The organism is Croceitalea sp. P059 (assembly GCF_031846365.1).
Taxonomy (GTDB): Bacteria; Bacteroidota; Bacteroidia; order Flavobacteriales; family Flavobacteriaceae; genus Croceitalea; species Croceitalea vernalis.
Genome location: NZ_JAVRHW010000002.1, coordinates 83607 through 98524, shown reverse-complemented (window position 1 = coordinate 98524; position 14918 = coordinate 83607). Strand labels below are relative to the sequence as shown.

At 34.1% G+C, this 14918-nt stretch carries 12 protein-coding genes; 1 reads left to right on the top strand and 11 read right to left on the bottom strand.

From position 1 onward, the window contains the following. Positions 1-5: 5 nt before the first annotated feature. The 6 genes from RM542_RS06805 to RM542_RS06780 all read right to left on the bottom strand — a co-directional run bounded on the left by RM542_RS06805 (position 6) and on the right by RM542_RS06780 (position 8230). Positions 6-1799, bottom strand: coding sequence for a hypothetical protein (locus tag RM542_RS06805; RefSeq protein ID WP_311384980.1), 1794 nt, complete (start codon positions 1797-1799; stop codon positions 6-8). 57 nt (positions 1800-1856) lie between these two features. Next, positions 1857-3602, bottom strand: a complete 1746-nt coding sequence (locus RM542_RS06800) for a carboxypeptidase-like regulatory domain-containing protein (protein ID WP_311384979.1) — start codon at positions 3600-3602, stop codon at positions 1857-1859. Between the two features lie 183 nt (positions 3603-3785). Further along, positions 3786-5132, bottom strand: coding sequence for a M24 family metallopeptidase (locus RM542_RS06795; RefSeq protein WP_311384978.1), 1347 nt, complete (start codon positions 5130-5132; stop codon positions 3786-3788). 71 nt (positions 5133-5203) lie between these two features. Continuing rightward, complete coding sequence (locus RM542_RS06790) at positions 5204-6271, bottom strand: AMP-binding protein (RefSeq protein WP_311384977.1); 1068 nt, start codon at positions 6269-6271, stop codon at positions 5204-5206. After that, positions 6243-7187, bottom strand: coding sequence for a CPBP family intramembrane glutamic endopeptidase (locus RM542_RS06785; protein ID WP_311384976.1), 945 nt, complete (start codon positions 7185-7187; stop codon positions 6243-6245). Before RM542_RS06785 ends, RM542_RS06790 begins: the two co-directional genes overlap by 29 nt. After that, positions 7178-8230: an o-succinylbenzoate synthase gene (locus tag RM542_RS06780; RefSeq protein WP_311384975.1), complete on the bottom strand. Its 1053-nt coding sequence runs from the start codon at positions 8228-8230 to the stop codon at positions 7178-7180. Before RM542_RS06780 ends, RM542_RS06785 begins: the two co-directional genes overlap by 10 nt. A gap of 51 nt (positions 8231-8281) precedes the next feature. Between RM542_RS06780 and RM542_RS06775 the strand changes: the two genes are divergently transcribed. Further along, positions 8282-9067, top strand: a complete 786-nt coding sequence (locus RM542_RS06775) for an SDR family oxidoreductase (RefSeq protein ID WP_311384974.1) — start codon at positions 8282-8284, stop codon at positions 9065-9067. A gap of 1 nt (position 9068) precedes the next feature. On the opposite strand, the gene RM542_RS06770 is transcribed toward RM542_RS06775, so the two are convergent. The 5 genes from RM542_RS06770 to RM542_RS06750 all read right to left on the bottom strand — a co-directional run bounded on the left by RM542_RS06770 (position 9069) and on the right by RM542_RS06750 (position 14878). After that, complete coding sequence (locus RM542_RS06770; RefSeq protein ID WP_311384973.1) at positions 9069-11033, bottom strand: sensor histidine kinase; 1965 nt, start codon at positions 11031-11033, stop codon at positions 9069-9071. A 545-nt stretch (positions 11034-11578) separates the two neighbouring features. Beyond that, positions 11579-12343: a response regulator gene (locus RM542_RS06765; RefSeq protein WP_311384972.1), complete on the bottom strand. Its 765-nt coding sequence runs from the start codon at positions 12341-12343 to the stop codon at positions 11579-11581. Positions 12344-12376: 33 nt separating this feature from the next. Then, positions 12377-13285, bottom strand: coding sequence for a 1,4-dihydroxy-2-naphthoate octaprenyltransferase (menA, locus tag RM542_RS06760; protein ID WP_311384971.1), 909 nt, complete (start codon positions 13283-13285; stop codon positions 12377-12379). Between the two features lie 13 nt (positions 13286-13298). Next, a complete protein-coding gene (locus RM542_RS06755; RefSeq protein ID WP_311384970.1) occupies positions 13299-13892 on the bottom strand; it encodes an SPOR domain-containing protein in 594 nt (197 codons plus the stop codon). Positions 13893-14041: 149 nt separating this feature from the next. After that, positions 14042-14878 carry a S1-like domain-containing RNA-binding protein gene (locus RM542_RS06750; protein WP_311384969.1) on the bottom strand — a complete coding sequence of 279 codons (837 nt, stop codon included), beginning with the start codon at positions 14876-14878 and terminating at the stop codon, positions 14042-14044. Positions 14879-14918: the final 40 nt, after the last annotated feature.

The following is a 14918-nucleotide window of genomic DNA, read 5'->3' as shown; positions in this document are numbered from 1 at the left end:
AGTTCCTAATTTTGAATTAAACCTTGCGCTATATTTAACCGAAACAACTCTTGATTTACATCCTTTAAATCAAGTTTGAATATCTTGATTTCTTTACGTTGTGACCTTTCTCCATAGTTACTATAAATGGTAGCTTTCAAATAGGTAGGGGTTAAGCTTTTATTACCTAAATAATTAATATTTACCTGCCATGTGCCAGGCAGTGAACCATCAATCAGGTACTCGTTGACGTTGTAGCCAAAATTCTTTTCTCTTTCAATTACATCTACATTGTCAAACATACTGTGCTTCCATTTGTGATACTGATTCTCAGGATTTACAAACTGTAAGTCAAATTCTGCCTCACCATCATTCCACTCAAAAACCAAGCGGGTTCCATTAAAATCTTCTTTGGCTATAAATAGTTTTTGTGCTTTTCCATTTTCGACTAAAGCTCTTTTTTCTAACATCAAGAGGTTATTATATTCTCTTTCGATAATTGGTTCAAATCCAATACTATCTCTATCTAAAAAGCCCTCTTGAATTAAATATTCATATCGCGCGTAGATTGATGCGGCTTGCAGAGGCTCGCTAAGATTGCGATATCCGTTGGCCATATCCATATAACTTTGGGCGTAATTAGGCCGGAGTATAAATACTTCTTTATAAGCTGCATTCGCCTTATCAAAGCGTTCTTGAGATTCATAAGTATAGGCCAGTGCTTTTAAAAGTACCGGGTTATTGGTAAATGGCTCAAAATAGTCAGCAATTATAGCGTCGGCGTATTCTAGTTCTTTATGGTTATTCACAAAATGCGTATAGGCATCTAAAAGAAAATAGGGCGAACTAGCATAAGATTTGCTGTACTTTTCAAATATTGCTTTTGAGCCTTCAAAAGAATCACTGTTTCTAAATTCTTTCAAATAGTTCGGAGCATTTTTAGCTACCCCTTCTAAGGTCAGCGTATTAGCATTGGCGTAATTGTTTTTTAATCTAGCACGGTCAACAAATTGATTGTTTTTAGGGCTTCCACCAATGGTGTTGATTACAACAACTCCACCATTACCAAGATTACCGTAGGAAACGGTAGTTGCTAAATTAGCAAGAATGGCCACACGCTTTATATTATTTATATCAAGCCAAAGTGGAACATCAGTAAAAATTTGACCATCTACATCAAAAACGGCTGGTAATTGACTACTTAAGCTATTTCCAGGTCTGATTCTAACCACACCTCCAACTTGTAATCGTTGGTCTCCGACAACTCCTAAATTAGGTGTAGAGCCACCTGTTGTGCATGAACCCTCAACATAAACCCCGGCAAATTCATTTCTTAGTAAATCTAAAATACATAGTGAGACAGGGTTAATTTGATCTTGTGTTAAAATTCGAATATTACCGGCAGCTCTATCAGCATCTAAATAACCCCAAGCTGTTCTAATAATATTTTTATTAATGGTGTAATCTTCCCTCAAATCATTTTGCGAACGACGTTTACTTGCTGTAACCTCCACTTCATCAAGCTCAGTAACATCTGGTATCATAATGGGGTTCAATACTCGGGTTACATCTTCTATTTTAATACGAACTGGTTTTAAGCCTGTATAGGTAAATTCGATAAAATCATTCGTCCCAGCCATTATTTCATAATTGCCATCTGAATCGGTTATTGTCGATGAGTCATTATTAGCGATTTTTACGTTTACATTGGCAATTACACTTTTACCATCGGAAACCTTTCCAAATATTTTACGCTGCTCCTGAGCAGTAAGAGAAGTCAACAAAAAAAAGGAGAACAGAATAGAAAGAAGATTTTTCATAGACGTTTAATTTTTTAAATTTTGATTTAGTTTTTAGCGGGGAACTAGTACAAACTATTATCTCACTGCGATTTTATTACCAGCCTGCAAATTGAACAACTCTTGGTTTACATTTTTAAGACTCAACTTAAATACCTTAACCTCTTTACGTTGGTTTCGTGAGCCATAATCATAATAAACTGTGGCCTTTAAATAAGTAGGTGACAAACTCTTGTTACCTAAATAATTGACGTTTACTTGCCACGTACCTGGTAGTGAGTCGTCAATAAGGTACTCATTAGCATTATAGCCAAAGCTTTTTTCTCTTTCAATCACCTCCACATTATCGAACATACTGTGCTTCCATTTGTGATACTGATTTTCTGGATTGACAAATTGTAAGTCAAATTCTGCCTCACCATCGTTCCACTCAAAAACCAAGCGGGTTCCTTTAAAATCTTCCTCGGCTACAAATAACTTTTGAGCTTTTCTACCTTTAACTACTGCGCCTTTTTCTAACATCAGAAGGTTATTATATTCTCTTTCAACTATTGGTCCAAAGCCAATGGTATCTTGCTCTAAAAAGCCCTCTTGAATCAAGTATTCGTAGCGTGCATACATTGAGGCTGCTTGCTGAGGCTCGCGAAGGTTACGATAACTGTTGGCCATATCCATATAGCTTTGAGCGTAGTTAGGTCTTAATATAAAAACCTCTTTATAAGCCGCATTGGCTTTTTCAAAACGCTGTTGTGACTCATAGATATAGGCAAGTGCTTTTAAAAGTACAGGATTGTTGGTGTAGGTAGCAAAATGTGATTCAATAATAGAATCGGCATATTCCATTTCATCATACGTGTCTGCAAAATGAGTATACGCATCCAATAAAAAATATGGGGAATTGGAATAAACTTTATGATGCTTTTCAAAAATAGCCTTTGAAGCTTCAAAAGATTCGCTATTCATTAATTCCTTTAAATAGCTAGGAGCATTTTCAGCTGCTTCTGCTCTACTTAGGGTTTTGTCATCAGCATAATTATTTCTTAATCTGGCACGATCTACGAATTGATCAACTTTAGGGTTGCCACCAACTGTATTGATTACAACTACACCGCTTTTCCCAAGACTACCATATGTTGCTGTTGTGGCCAAGTTAGCCAATATTGCTACCCGTTTAATATTATTGATATCAAGCCACCAAGGATAATCTGTGAAAATTTGCCCATCTATATCATAGATTGCAGGGGTAGAATTAGAAATTGAAATTGGGCCTCGTATAGAAACAGCACCACCTAAACCATTACAAGTTCCAGAGACACTAACACCTGCAAATTCACCTGCCAATAAATCTAGTAGGCATAAATGACCTGGAGAAATTTGGTCTTCAGCTAAAATTCGAATATTTCCTGCTGCTCTTTCCGCATCCAATAGGCCCCAAGCCGTTCTGATGATACTTTTGTTTGTTACATAATCTTCTTCCATATCTTTTTGTGAACGACGTTTACTTGCAGTAACCTCAACTTCGTCGAGCTCTGTAACATCTGGAATCATTATAGGATTCAAGATTTTAGTGACATCTTCGACTCTGATGCTCACTGTTCTAAGTCCTGTATATGTGAATTCGAGAATATCTCCCGTACCGGCCATTATTTCATAATTGCCATCTGAATCGGTTATTGTCGATGAGTCATTATTAGCGATTCTTACGTTTACATTGGCAATTGGATTTTTACCATCAGACACCTTACCAAAAATTTTATGTTTTTCTTGGGCTGTTAGAGCGTTTAGTAAAAAGAAAGAGAACAGAATTGAAAGAAGATTTTTCATAGCAGAAGATATTCGAAGAATTAAACATTTCGTTTCTAACAAGTTAGCTTAAAAAATCTTAATAGTTAATTAATTTAACACTCATTAACAGTATAACTGAATTTTTCAATAGTTTTACTATCATTATTCTATAGAGAATAACAAAGAAAGATATAAAAACCATGGTTTCATTGTGTAAAAACCCTAATTCCCTAATTGACTTTTAACTCTTGGAATTAGTAAAAGTTCCGTTTGACGGCCATTGACATAGCGAAATCCATCTTCGCCATAAAAGCCCGCCTCCTCTAACATAATGCGTATATCTCTTTTCCATTCAGGAATGGTTATGGTAGTGTTTAACTCAATAGCATATACTGTGTTTGGATTAAGAGGGTAATTTTCCCCATCGTCTTTCATTACCCCCCCTTGCGAGTCCCACATGCCGATTGTGGTACCTGCGGAATGACCGTAAAGCCCTAGCGGATGTGTATAAATGGAAGGCCTTAATCCAGCAGCTTTGGCTTCTGCTAAAGATTTTGCCAAAATCTCATTCCCAGTTCTACCAGTAATCATGTTGTCCGTTAAAAAGTCTTGTACCCTATTCCCATCTTTTAATCCTTCAATTAAGAAATCGGGCGCCTTGGTTTCTTCTGGCTTTAAAATATAGGCTAACTCTTGACAATCCGTATTCATTCTTAAATAAGTGATACCAAAATCACAATGAAGTAGGTCTCCAGGCATGATAATCATATCATCAGGGCTACCAGAAAAAGAGTATAAGTGACTTACCAACTCTTCGCTGGTACGTTGCACATCTACCGTTGGATGAAACCACGTCTCTATACCTAAATCAGTCACCTTTTGACGCATCCACCAAACTACTTCTGACGTTGTAGTTACACCGGGTGTAATAACCTTTTCTGAGAAGGCCTCTGCAATGATATCATGTGTAATATCAACCAACTGATCATAAATAATCATCTCTCTTCGTGTTCTAGTTTCTATCCACCTGACGGCTAATTGCTCCGCTGAAACAATTTTATTTGTAAATTCCTTTGGTAGATTTTGCATAAACTCATCATAGTCTGTTTTATCTAAGCCGTCTGCGATATTATGGTCTTTTGAGAAATTCAAACCGATCGTCTTTGGATTGCGTTCTTCAATTAATTGCATTAGTCTTTTCCATTGATTTGGCTCCTTTTCTTTATCCCAAGCAGATTCAATGTTTTTACCAACATTATAGCGAGCCACAGCGAGCTTTTCAATGGTGTTCTTTGCTTGGTCTCTATAGAAGACTAAAATGGTTCTCCGTCTTGCATTTAACCACTTGGCCGGGAGCATTGTCTTTAATACAGGGTCTTCATTATATTCTCTTGAAATTAAAACCCACATATCAATTTGGGCTTTATCCATTAGACCTGGTAGCAGGTTATTGAATTTATCAGCCAGAATTTCGTCTACCACTTTTGCACGTTCGTTTTCAGGGAGTATTTGTTGGGCAGTTAAATTAAAAGTGAAGAAAAAAAATAGAACTAGGGAAGTATATTTCATGATAACAATTTTTCTACAATGAAAATACCTAAATAGTAATTACTAAAAAAGCTATTAATAACTCTTTTGAATTAGTTTAAGATTTCTAAAATTGTTTCCTCTCTATTAATTTTTCCATTTTTCGTTTTGATAAAATTATCTACTTGAATGATTTCTTTTGGTGTTTCATATTTAGAAAGAATGCCTGTAAAATCAAATTCATCTTTAATTGAATCTCTATTTTTGGTTCTTTCCAAAACTAAAACAACCTTTTGACCTAAGCTATCATCTGGTATTCCAGCAACAAAAAATCGATTTTTAATAAACGTATTTAGTTTTTTCTCAATTTGTTCAGGAATTAGTTTTACCCCGCCAGAATTGATAATAGTATCGTACCGACCTAACCACTTAAAGCGTTTGCTGTCAATAAGTTCAACCATATCATTTGTGATAATGGTTTTATTCGAAATTTTTGGAGCTTCTATTACTAAACACCCCCTTTCATCTTTTGAAATAGAAATATTGGGCAAGGTGTTAAAGTAGGTTTCATCGCGGTCAGAATTGAACCTATTGGCCCTTTTTACGGCAACATGGGTTATGGTTTCGGTCATGCCATAGGTCTCAAAACAATTGGTTTCTACATTTTGAAGATTTTCACTTAACGCATCCGACAGTGGTGCTCCCCCAATAATTAAGGTATCGATTTGTTTTAAATTTCTTAAGGAGTTTTCAACCTGGATGGGGACCATGGCGCAAAAATTATAGCATTTTGTTGCCTTTGAAAGTGGACTTGAACTGGGTTCAACCACATCCAATTCCAAGCCCAAAACCATTGCCCTGACCAGCATCATTTTACCGGCTATAAAGTCGGCGGAAAGGCATAATAATGCTGTATTTTGAGACTTTAAATTAAAAAAGCTTCCTGTAGCTAACGCAGAGTTAACCATGTGCTTCTTTTTTAAAGTAATTTGTTTGGGAGTACCTGTAGAACCTGAAGTTGTTACGTTAACAACATCAGAATTAATAAACCATTCAATTAAAAAAGAACCTACAGATTTTTCAAAAGCATTTCCTTCTTTAACTAATTCTGTAGAAACTTCTAAAAGTGAAGTTTCGTTATACGCGATTCCGTTAAGCTTGAACTGTGGATGAAGCATCATCTTGTAAAGCTACAAATTGCTCTTTGGTCATTACCCGTCCGGTCAATTTTTCTTTCCAATTGGTCCAATTATACTTTCGACCTAAAATGTACAATAGTATCGGGAAAATCACAAAAACAGGAATCAGAACATCATAACTGAGGCCAGGCTCTGAAATATCTTTAAAAACGGAATTCGTCTGAAAAGCTGTCCAATCTGCAGTTACTAATAATGCTGTTATCAAATTATTAGCTGCATGAAAGCCAAGAGCTAATTCTAAGCCTTCATCCATGAGGGTCATTATACCCAAAAAGAAACCGGTGCCGATATAATAGACCATTATTCCGTACCCCAATTTTTCTACCTCAGGGTTGGCAATATGCATTAATCCAAATAGTACCGATGTTACTACTAAAGGCACCCATCTGTTTTTTGCTAATATTCCTAAGCCTTGCATCATATGCCCTCTAAAAAGATACTCTTCAAAACTTGTTTGCAAAGGCACAAGTAAAATTGCAATTACAGCAAGAGGTAAAAACTTAGCCAAATTAAAATTTATCACATAGTCATCTGGTGATAAATAAACATCAAGCAAAGTGAATCCTATAGTTATTAAACCCCACAAAGCGAAAACGAAGAAAACTCGCTTCCAATCAATTCTTGCGCGAGAGGTTGTAAATGCAGTAAAACTCTGCTTTTGTACGACTAGAACCCAAAAAATCAACACTGCTAACATCACTGCGAATTGCAATAATGACTCGGCTAAAAACCTGTTACTACCTTTCTTTTCAATTTCAGAAGCGATAATTGCATCTGTATCTAGAGCTAATAGATTTAAAAGCACTAATGACACAGCAGTTAGTCCAAGAAACAATAGTGGAATTACGAAAAAACTCCAAATACCAATTCTTTGTTTATATCCTTGCTCTATGTACATAATTCATCAATTAAATTATTTTGCCAAGATAGCTGATTTCTGTAAAATAACTTTCCAGTCGAAACCTCCAAAGGACTTTGGAAATTATTGGTAAATAAACTTCCAGTACCTAAACCCTGGGGCATTTTGTTTTTTAAAGTAAATGCCCACTGAGCGATTGCATTTAAACCTATATTGCTTTCTAATGCGCTTGTCACCCACCATTTAATATCATATCTGGTTGCCAATTCAATCCACTCATGACTTCCGTGATACCCCCCAATTAAACTTGGTTTTAAAATCACATATTGTGGTTGTATAGTTTGTAGCATTTTACGCTTTTCCGTTACATCAAACACGCCAATTAATTCTTCATCTAAAGCAATAGGTAATGGCGTTTTTAAACAAAGTTCAGCCATAGTCTCCCAATTTTTAGGTTTGATAGGTTGTTCTATAGAATGCAAGTCATACTTAGCCAAGTTTTCTAACTTTTCTAAAGCAGAGTCTAAAGTAAAAGCGCCGTTCGCATCAACTCTAAGTTCTATCTCATCTTTATTAAAGTTATTTCTAATAGCCCCTATTAGTTTTAATTCAGTCTTAAAGTCAATCGCACCAATCTTCATTTTGATACATTTAAAACCTTGAGCAATCTTATCATCAATCTGTTGAAGCATAAAATCTTCTTTCCCCATCCAAATTAAACCATTAATGGTAATGGGTTCATTTTTATTGGTGAAAGACGAGGGGAAGAGCTGAAATGGACTTTTAGAATGTAAAGATAAAAACGCTTGTTCTATACCAAATTGTATGGAAGGGTATTCTTTTAGCCGCTTTAAAAGTGTCGCTAGGCCAAGCTCAATATTCTTTGCTATCCAACGCAATTTATCTTCATAATCGGGTTTATCATCAATACTCAGGCCTCTTAAAATACCACATTCGCCAATCCCCTTTTTACCACTTTCTTCTAAAATTACAAACCAAGTTTCTTTTTGGTGCATTACTCCTCTTGAGGTTCCACTGGGTATCTTGAAATCAAGAATATACTTTTTATAGCTAAATTTCATCTTCGTCAAAATTAGCTATATTTTACGCTTAAAGTTTTTAAACTAGACAAAATGGAAAGTAAAGTAATTTGGATTACTGGCGCATCATCAGGTATTGGAGAAGAATTAGCTTATCAACTCAGTAAAAAAAATTATAAATTGATTTTGTCGGCGCGACGTAAGGAAGTTCTCGAAGCGGTTAAAAATAACTGTATCAACAAAAATTCAGTTACTGTGCTCCCGCTTGATATCACCGAATTCGAACAGGCGGAAACCACAGTACAAAAAGCCATTTCAATTTTTGGAAAAGTAGATATTCTCATTAATAATGCCGGTGTCAGCCAACGCTCTTTAATTGTTGAGACTAATTTTGAAGTTTATAAGCATATTATGGAGATAGACTATCTTGGAACTGTAGCTTTAAGCAAGGCTATTCTACCGCATTTTATAAAAAATAATTTTGGGCATTATGTTGTTGTAAGCAGTCTTATGGGTAAATTTTCATCACCTTATCGTTCTGGTTATTGCGGCGCAAAGCATGCCTTACATGGCTTTTTTGATGCTATGAGAATGGAACATGAAAAAGATGGCGTTCGGGTAACTATGGTGTGCCCTGGTTTCGTTAACACCAATATTGCGAAGAGCTCTTTAACCGCAGATGGCACTGCACAAGGCAGTAATGATCATGCCACTCAAAATGGATTACCAACTAAAGTTTTTTGTAAGAAGATGATACACGCTATTACTAAAGAAAAATTTGAGGTTTATATAGGTGGTAAAGAAGTAAAAGGGGTTTATGTGAAGCGTTTTTTTCCAAAACTTTTACATAAACTAGTTCTCAAAAGTGATGTTCGCTAGCTTACTTGTAGTTAAACCAAAAACGCACGCCTTCTTTAGTTTTATCTACGTTTAATTTTGATTGTAGCTGATTAACAAGTCTATTTATCAATCTTAAACCCATTGACGAATTCGTACGTTCATCAGAATCGTCCGGTAGCCCTATACCATTGTCAGCGTATTCAAAATAACCACCCTCTCCATTTTGCCTTAGGTGAATATAGATTTTTCCATTTTCATCACTTTCCGGAAAGGCATATTTAAAACTATTAGATACTAACTCATTTAGAATAAGCCCAAAAGGAATAGCCCTATCAATATCTAACTCCGTTCCCTCAGCATCAACGGTAATACTAATGTTATGACCACCTTTTTTATAAACAGATTGAACACTATTAATTAAACTTTCAATGTAGCCTTGCATTTCAATAACCGAAAGGTCATCATTCTGATATAACTTCTGATGAATTAAAGCCATGGCCTTCACTCTACTCTTACCCTCTTCTAAGGCTTCAATGGCTGCTTTACTTTTTGTGTTTCTTGTTTGCAGACTGAGTAAGCTTGAAACCATTTGAAGGTTATTTTTAACCCTATGATGAATCTCTTTTAGCAATGATTCCTTTTCTTTTAAAGAATTTTCAATAAAATGCTTTTGTTCTGCAATTAAGCGTTGATTTTTAATACTTTTTAAATAAGCATAGACCAATCCAGCAAAACCTAAAAGTGTGAAAACTAAAGAGATGAATACTAAATTAATACGTTCATCTTTTGCCTGAATTTCACTTCTAAATTTATCGTTGGCTAATTTTTGTTGGTTGATTAACTTTCGTGAATTCTCCAAATCTGAAGTACCTACTATAGCTACAAGTTGTTGCTTAAGAATGGAAAGTTCATTCGCCTTTAATGAATCCGTTATTCTTTCATTACGCTTATAAAACAATGAAGCACTTTTGAAATTTTCTATTTTATCATAATAATAGGCCAGTAGTCTATTTCTCTTTAGTTCTTGTTGAGCCGTCATTTCTCCAAAAGAACTTTCCAACAAACGTTTCGCAGTTCTATTATTATCTAATTGTAAATGTGCCTCGGCCAAATAGAGTTTATTATCGATAATTTGATCAGCGTATTCTTCATTATTATACTCGGAAAGCACATCAATACTTTCATTTAAATGCGGAATAGACTCAATATAGTTTTTTAATAAAACATATGACTTGCCAATATTTCCTTCGATTTCTGCTTTTAACGATTCGCTTTCAAAAATTTCTTTTTCGGTTTTTTCATTTGAATTATCGTTTATAAAAACCTTTAAAAAACCAGTAGCCTTATTGTATTCTGTTATTGCTGTTGGTGCCGATTTATCTAATCTTAGATAATCACCAACCACATTGTGATGTCTAGCAAGAGCTAAATAATCATTATCTGGTATTGTAGGTTTTACAGCAAGAATGTATTGTTTCATTGCTTGCCTATACAAGCCCATGTTAGCGTAGATATCGTAAAAGGCAACTCCTTCAGTTAGCCCCAAACTTTTCTTAGCTTCACGTATCTCAATCTGCTTATCATACATTTGAAGCTTTCCGTAGTTTTCGTCTAACAAGGTCAGCACCAAAGCTTTTGTATTCTTATCTAAACTGTCTTTATTCGTATAAATATCTTTCGCAATTGCAACACTTTTATCATAGTCCCCGATGTCTTTATACAATTGAGACTGCATAATGCGATAGGTATTAACCGCTAGAGTATCTCTAGTCTTTTCAGAACTATTCAAATAAACATTAACTACCTCTAACCAGTCATATGCTGAGTTCTGAATATACCGGTTAGGCATATCATAAAACAATTTCAATTTTTGTGGTGCAGACTGAGCGTTTTGAAAGTCGTCTAATAAATTAATTTCAATACTATCTGAGTCTTGAGCATAACTAAGCCCTAACCCTACAAAGAGAAAAATTGATAACACAAAAACTATTTTTTTACTCAACATGAAATTGTTCTATCACTAACCTTATTTAGCTACAAAAAAGATAATTCAATATTAAAATTACCTTGTAACCCTTGTTTGCTTAAATTTTTGTTGTAAAACCAACCCAAATAAGTGGTAAAAAGACTTAAAATTAGTTAATGCCACTTTGCCATTTATCAAAACCTCTCACTTTCATCATTACAATAAAAAAGACCGCACCTTTAATAGTACAGTCTTAATTCAATATTTTGAGTGGAAGATTGGGATTGTTTCAACACGTCGTCAAAAGTAAATTGAATCAAATCTTGTTATTGAAATATGTTGTGAAAGTGCTTTTTTTTGTTGTGAAATGACACCTTACCGTTACCAAAATTCATTTAATCGATGTTTTCGTGCATTTCATAGAATTCAAATTCTAGAAGTCTAGAATTGAAAAATTCTTTATCAGCAATTTAAACTCCATTTCAAAAACCAAAGTCTCTAAAAAAGTTGTTCTTGGTAACCACCTAAAAAAGAAAAAGCATCCTAAATTGGATGCTTTTTCTTTTAATATTTAAAACTTTCAGTTAAGAATTCATAGAAGAAATTATAAACTCTTTGAAATCTTTTGAAATTGGAATCAAAGTATTGTTTATCATGATATCTTTAGAATTGATAGCATCAATGTGATCTACATTTACGATATATGATTTATGTGCTCTATAAAACTTGTTCTTTGGCAACTTCTCCAAATAGTCTTTTAATGGGGAACGTACTAAAAACTTTTTATCAACTGTATTAACTTCAAGGTAAACGTTATCAGCTTTAATAAACTGGATATCTCCAAATTGAATTCTATAATATAGATGTTGTTTTTTAACAAAAATAGAATCTTTTAAAACAGAGTTTGACATGAAGCTATCACCTTCATTAGCGCTACCGCTTCCTATTTCTTTGCTATCAGCCTTTCTAGAATAATTGAAATTTGAAAGTGCTATTTCAATAGAGGTATATAAATCTTGTTGCTCAAATGGTTTCACCAAATATCCATCTGGTTTAACTGTTTTAGCATTTTCAACTGTTGCTTTATCTGAGTTCGAAGTGACAAAAATAAATGGAATGTTGTAAGCGTCTCTAATGTGCTTACCTAAATCTATACCTGTTTTATCAGATGCAAGTATGATATCAATTAATACTAAATCAACATGATTATTTTTGAGGACCTCTACAGCCTGTTCATAAACAATAACATTGTCTACGACTTCATAACCAATCTCTTCCAACATGGACTGCATATCATCAGCGATGATTACATTGTCCTCTACTATCAATATTTTAATGGGGTGTTCCAAAACTAACGTGGTTTTTAGATAAGGTTAACAAAATTACGAAAAATAATTTATCGCTATATAAAACGCTAATGCCATGAAAAAAGTGCTTAGCGCGAGTTTTTTTAATTCTGGGTCCAATTTTCTAGGTTCATTTGTTTGCACAACTTTAACAAAATGAATTACGACAGGAATGAAAAAGAAAAGGTAAATAAAAGAATGAAATGACTGAAACGTAATTAGGCTGTAACTCAAAAAACAAATAAAACTTCCGCTTAACAAGACGTAATGATACTTTTTACCATTTTCAAAACCCAACTTCACGACAAGAGTATTTTTTCCATGTTTTTTATCAGATTGTACATCTCGCAGGTTATTCAAATTCAAAACTCCAACACATAAAAATCCAATTGCAATAGCAGGTAAAATATCAATTAAATTTATTTGATTACCATATAAAAATTTAGTTCCGATTACTGAAAGAAGCCCAAAAAAAAGAAATACAAAAACATCGCCTAATCCTTGATAACCATATGGCGAGTCTCCCATTGTATATTTTAGAGCTGCCCAAATACTAAATAGCCCTAAAACTAAAAAGAGCAGAATATAGCCTAGATTTTCTATACCAAAGGAATAATAGACTAGAATCAAGGTTAAAACAAAGCTGATTAAAGCAACAATAATTATTCCCAATTTCAATTCAGCTCTTGTCAACAATCCACTTTGCAATGCCCTTTTAGGGCCAATACGCGTTTCATCATCCGTACCTTTTACACCATCTCCATAATCATTAGCAAAATTTGAAGTTATTTGAAAAGCAATAGTTGTTGCCAAAGCCAAAAATAAAATGGTTACATCATTAAAGCCATCTTGATTGGCTAATGCTGTTCCTAATAAAATACCAGAAATAGAAAGTGGTAGTGTTCTAAGTCGTGCGGCGCTTATCCAAGCTTTAAGTTTATTCAATCAAAAAGCGGTATTAGTTTGCGGCTTCTATTTTAACACGTTTGCCGTCTTTGTAAGAAGCTACAAAAGCATCTGAAAAGCCAATATTCACCAATTGCTTTCTAAAAGTTTGAGCTTCTTCTAAAGTTTCAAAATTGCCGAGTGAATAAGCGTAGAAAGGATTTGTTTTAACAAATAGTGTATTTGTCAAAGCCTCTGAAGCAAGGGTCGCATTATTTTCCACAAAAGATTTTACCTGAACAGAATAAATCGTCTCTTTTTCTAAAAACTCCTTCGCTAAATAAAACTCTTTTACCAAACTTAATTCTTGGTTTTGAATTTTTAAATTGTCGCTTCTCATTTTCATAGCTTCAAGACTATCAATTGATACCAAGAGATTGTTCTGATTACTATTAGAAGTGCTTAAACCTGCCGTGAATGAAGTTATAGCCAAAGTTCCGACTAAAAAAAGCCCTGTGATTGCAACAAAAACATTCCGTTGAATCTTTAACTTTTTTAAATCTTTATTCTTAAATTTTATCTGGTCGAGCAATCGCTCGTTAATAATCTGAGATTTTTCGACATCCTTATGCAGGTCCAACAAATCATTCTCTTCTATAAAAGGCATAATGCTGAGGATTAGTTTAGCGTTTTACTTTAAACACATAACGGTCAGTAGATTAAATTAGGGACTAATGCAAATGTAAAATTTTTAAGCAAAGAAAAAAATATAGCTAACATGAAAATACAAGAGACAATTGCGATAGTGAAAAGTGTTTATTTTTGAACAACATATATTCCATCATCTTTAATTAAAATTCTTCTTTCTTTATAAAGAACTCCTATTCCCTTTTTAAAGGCTTTTTTACTTATTTGTAATTGGTTTTTTATTAGCTCTGGATCAGACTTATCATTTAATGGCAAAAAGCCATTATTTGCTAATAACTCCTTATAGATTGTCTCAGAAGTTGAATCGAGCATTTTGCTTCCTATTGGTTGCAATGAAATATCTATCTTATTGTCATCTCTTACCTTTTTGACAAAAGCCTTGAGTTTCATTCCAATTGAAATTGGTTTAAAAACATCGCTAAAAAATAAGAGCCCCTTATATTTATCATCTAGTATCACCTCCCAACCCAAATCTGTTTTTCTAGTCACTATAGCTGATGTTTCATCATTTACTTTCAGGTCAAGATTATCATTATTTAAAAACTTGTCTATTTTGTTCGAAGCTACGAGCCTAAAACTTTGATCATCTAAATAACAGTATACCACGTACCAATTACCCTCCTGCATCTTTAATCGCTGTTCTCTAAAAGGGACAAGTAGATGTTTCTCTAATCCCCACTGCATAAATGCACCAAATTGATTGACTTCGGCAACTTTTAAAAATCCAAATTTATTTCTTTGAATATCAGGATTTAATGTAGTAGCTATTGGCCTCTCCATATGATCCAAATAACAAAAAACATTGAGCTTATCATCCAATTGAATGTTTTCTGGCACATATTTATTGGGTAGCAAAATCTCGGTTCCGTCTTCATCACCTAAAAAAACACCAACACTAGTACTTCTTAAAACGCTTAATGTATTATAATTACCTAACTCAATCATTTTGCAAAAATACGCCAAATAAAAAACCGCAGTTAAAAAA

Coding starts and splice junctions, on each gene's coding strand:
- RM542_RS06805 (WP_311384980.1), bottom strand. CDS start 1,799: ATGAAAAATCTTCTTTCTATTCTGTTCTCCTTTTTTTTGTTGACTTCT.
- RM542_RS06800 (WP_311384979.1), bottom strand. CDS start 3,602: ATGAAAAATCTTCTTTCAATTCTGTTCTCTTTCTTTTTACTAAACGCT.
- RM542_RS06795 (WP_311384978.1), bottom strand. CDS start 5,132: ATGAAATATACTTCCCTAGTTCTATTTTTTTTCTTCACTTTTAATTTA.
- RM542_RS06790 (WP_311384977.1), bottom strand. CDS start 6,271: ATGATGCTTCATCCACAGTTCAAGCTTAACGGAATCGCGTATAACGAA.
- RM542_RS06785 (WP_311384976.1), bottom strand. CDS start 7,187: ATGTACATAGAGCAAGGATATAAACAAAGAATTGGTATTTGGAGTTTT.
- RM542_RS06780 (WP_311384975.1), bottom strand. CDS start 8,230: ATGAAATTTAGCTATAAAAAGTATATTCTTGATTTCAAGATACCCAGT.
- RM542_RS06775 (WP_311384974.1), top strand. CDS start 8,282: ATGGAAAGTAAAGTAATTTGGATTACTGGCGCATCATCAGGTATTGGA.
- RM542_RS06770 (WP_311384973.1), bottom strand. CDS start 11,033: ATGTTGAGTAAAAAAATAGTTTTTGTGTTATCAATTTTTCTCTTTGTA.
- RM542_RS06755 (WP_311384970.1), bottom strand. CDS start 13,892: ATGCCTTTTATAGAAGAGAATGATTTGTTGGACCTGCATAAGGATGTC.
- RM542_RS06750 (WP_311384969.1), bottom strand. CDS start 14,878: ATGATTGAGTTAGGTAATTATAATACATTAAGCGTTTTAAGAAGTACT.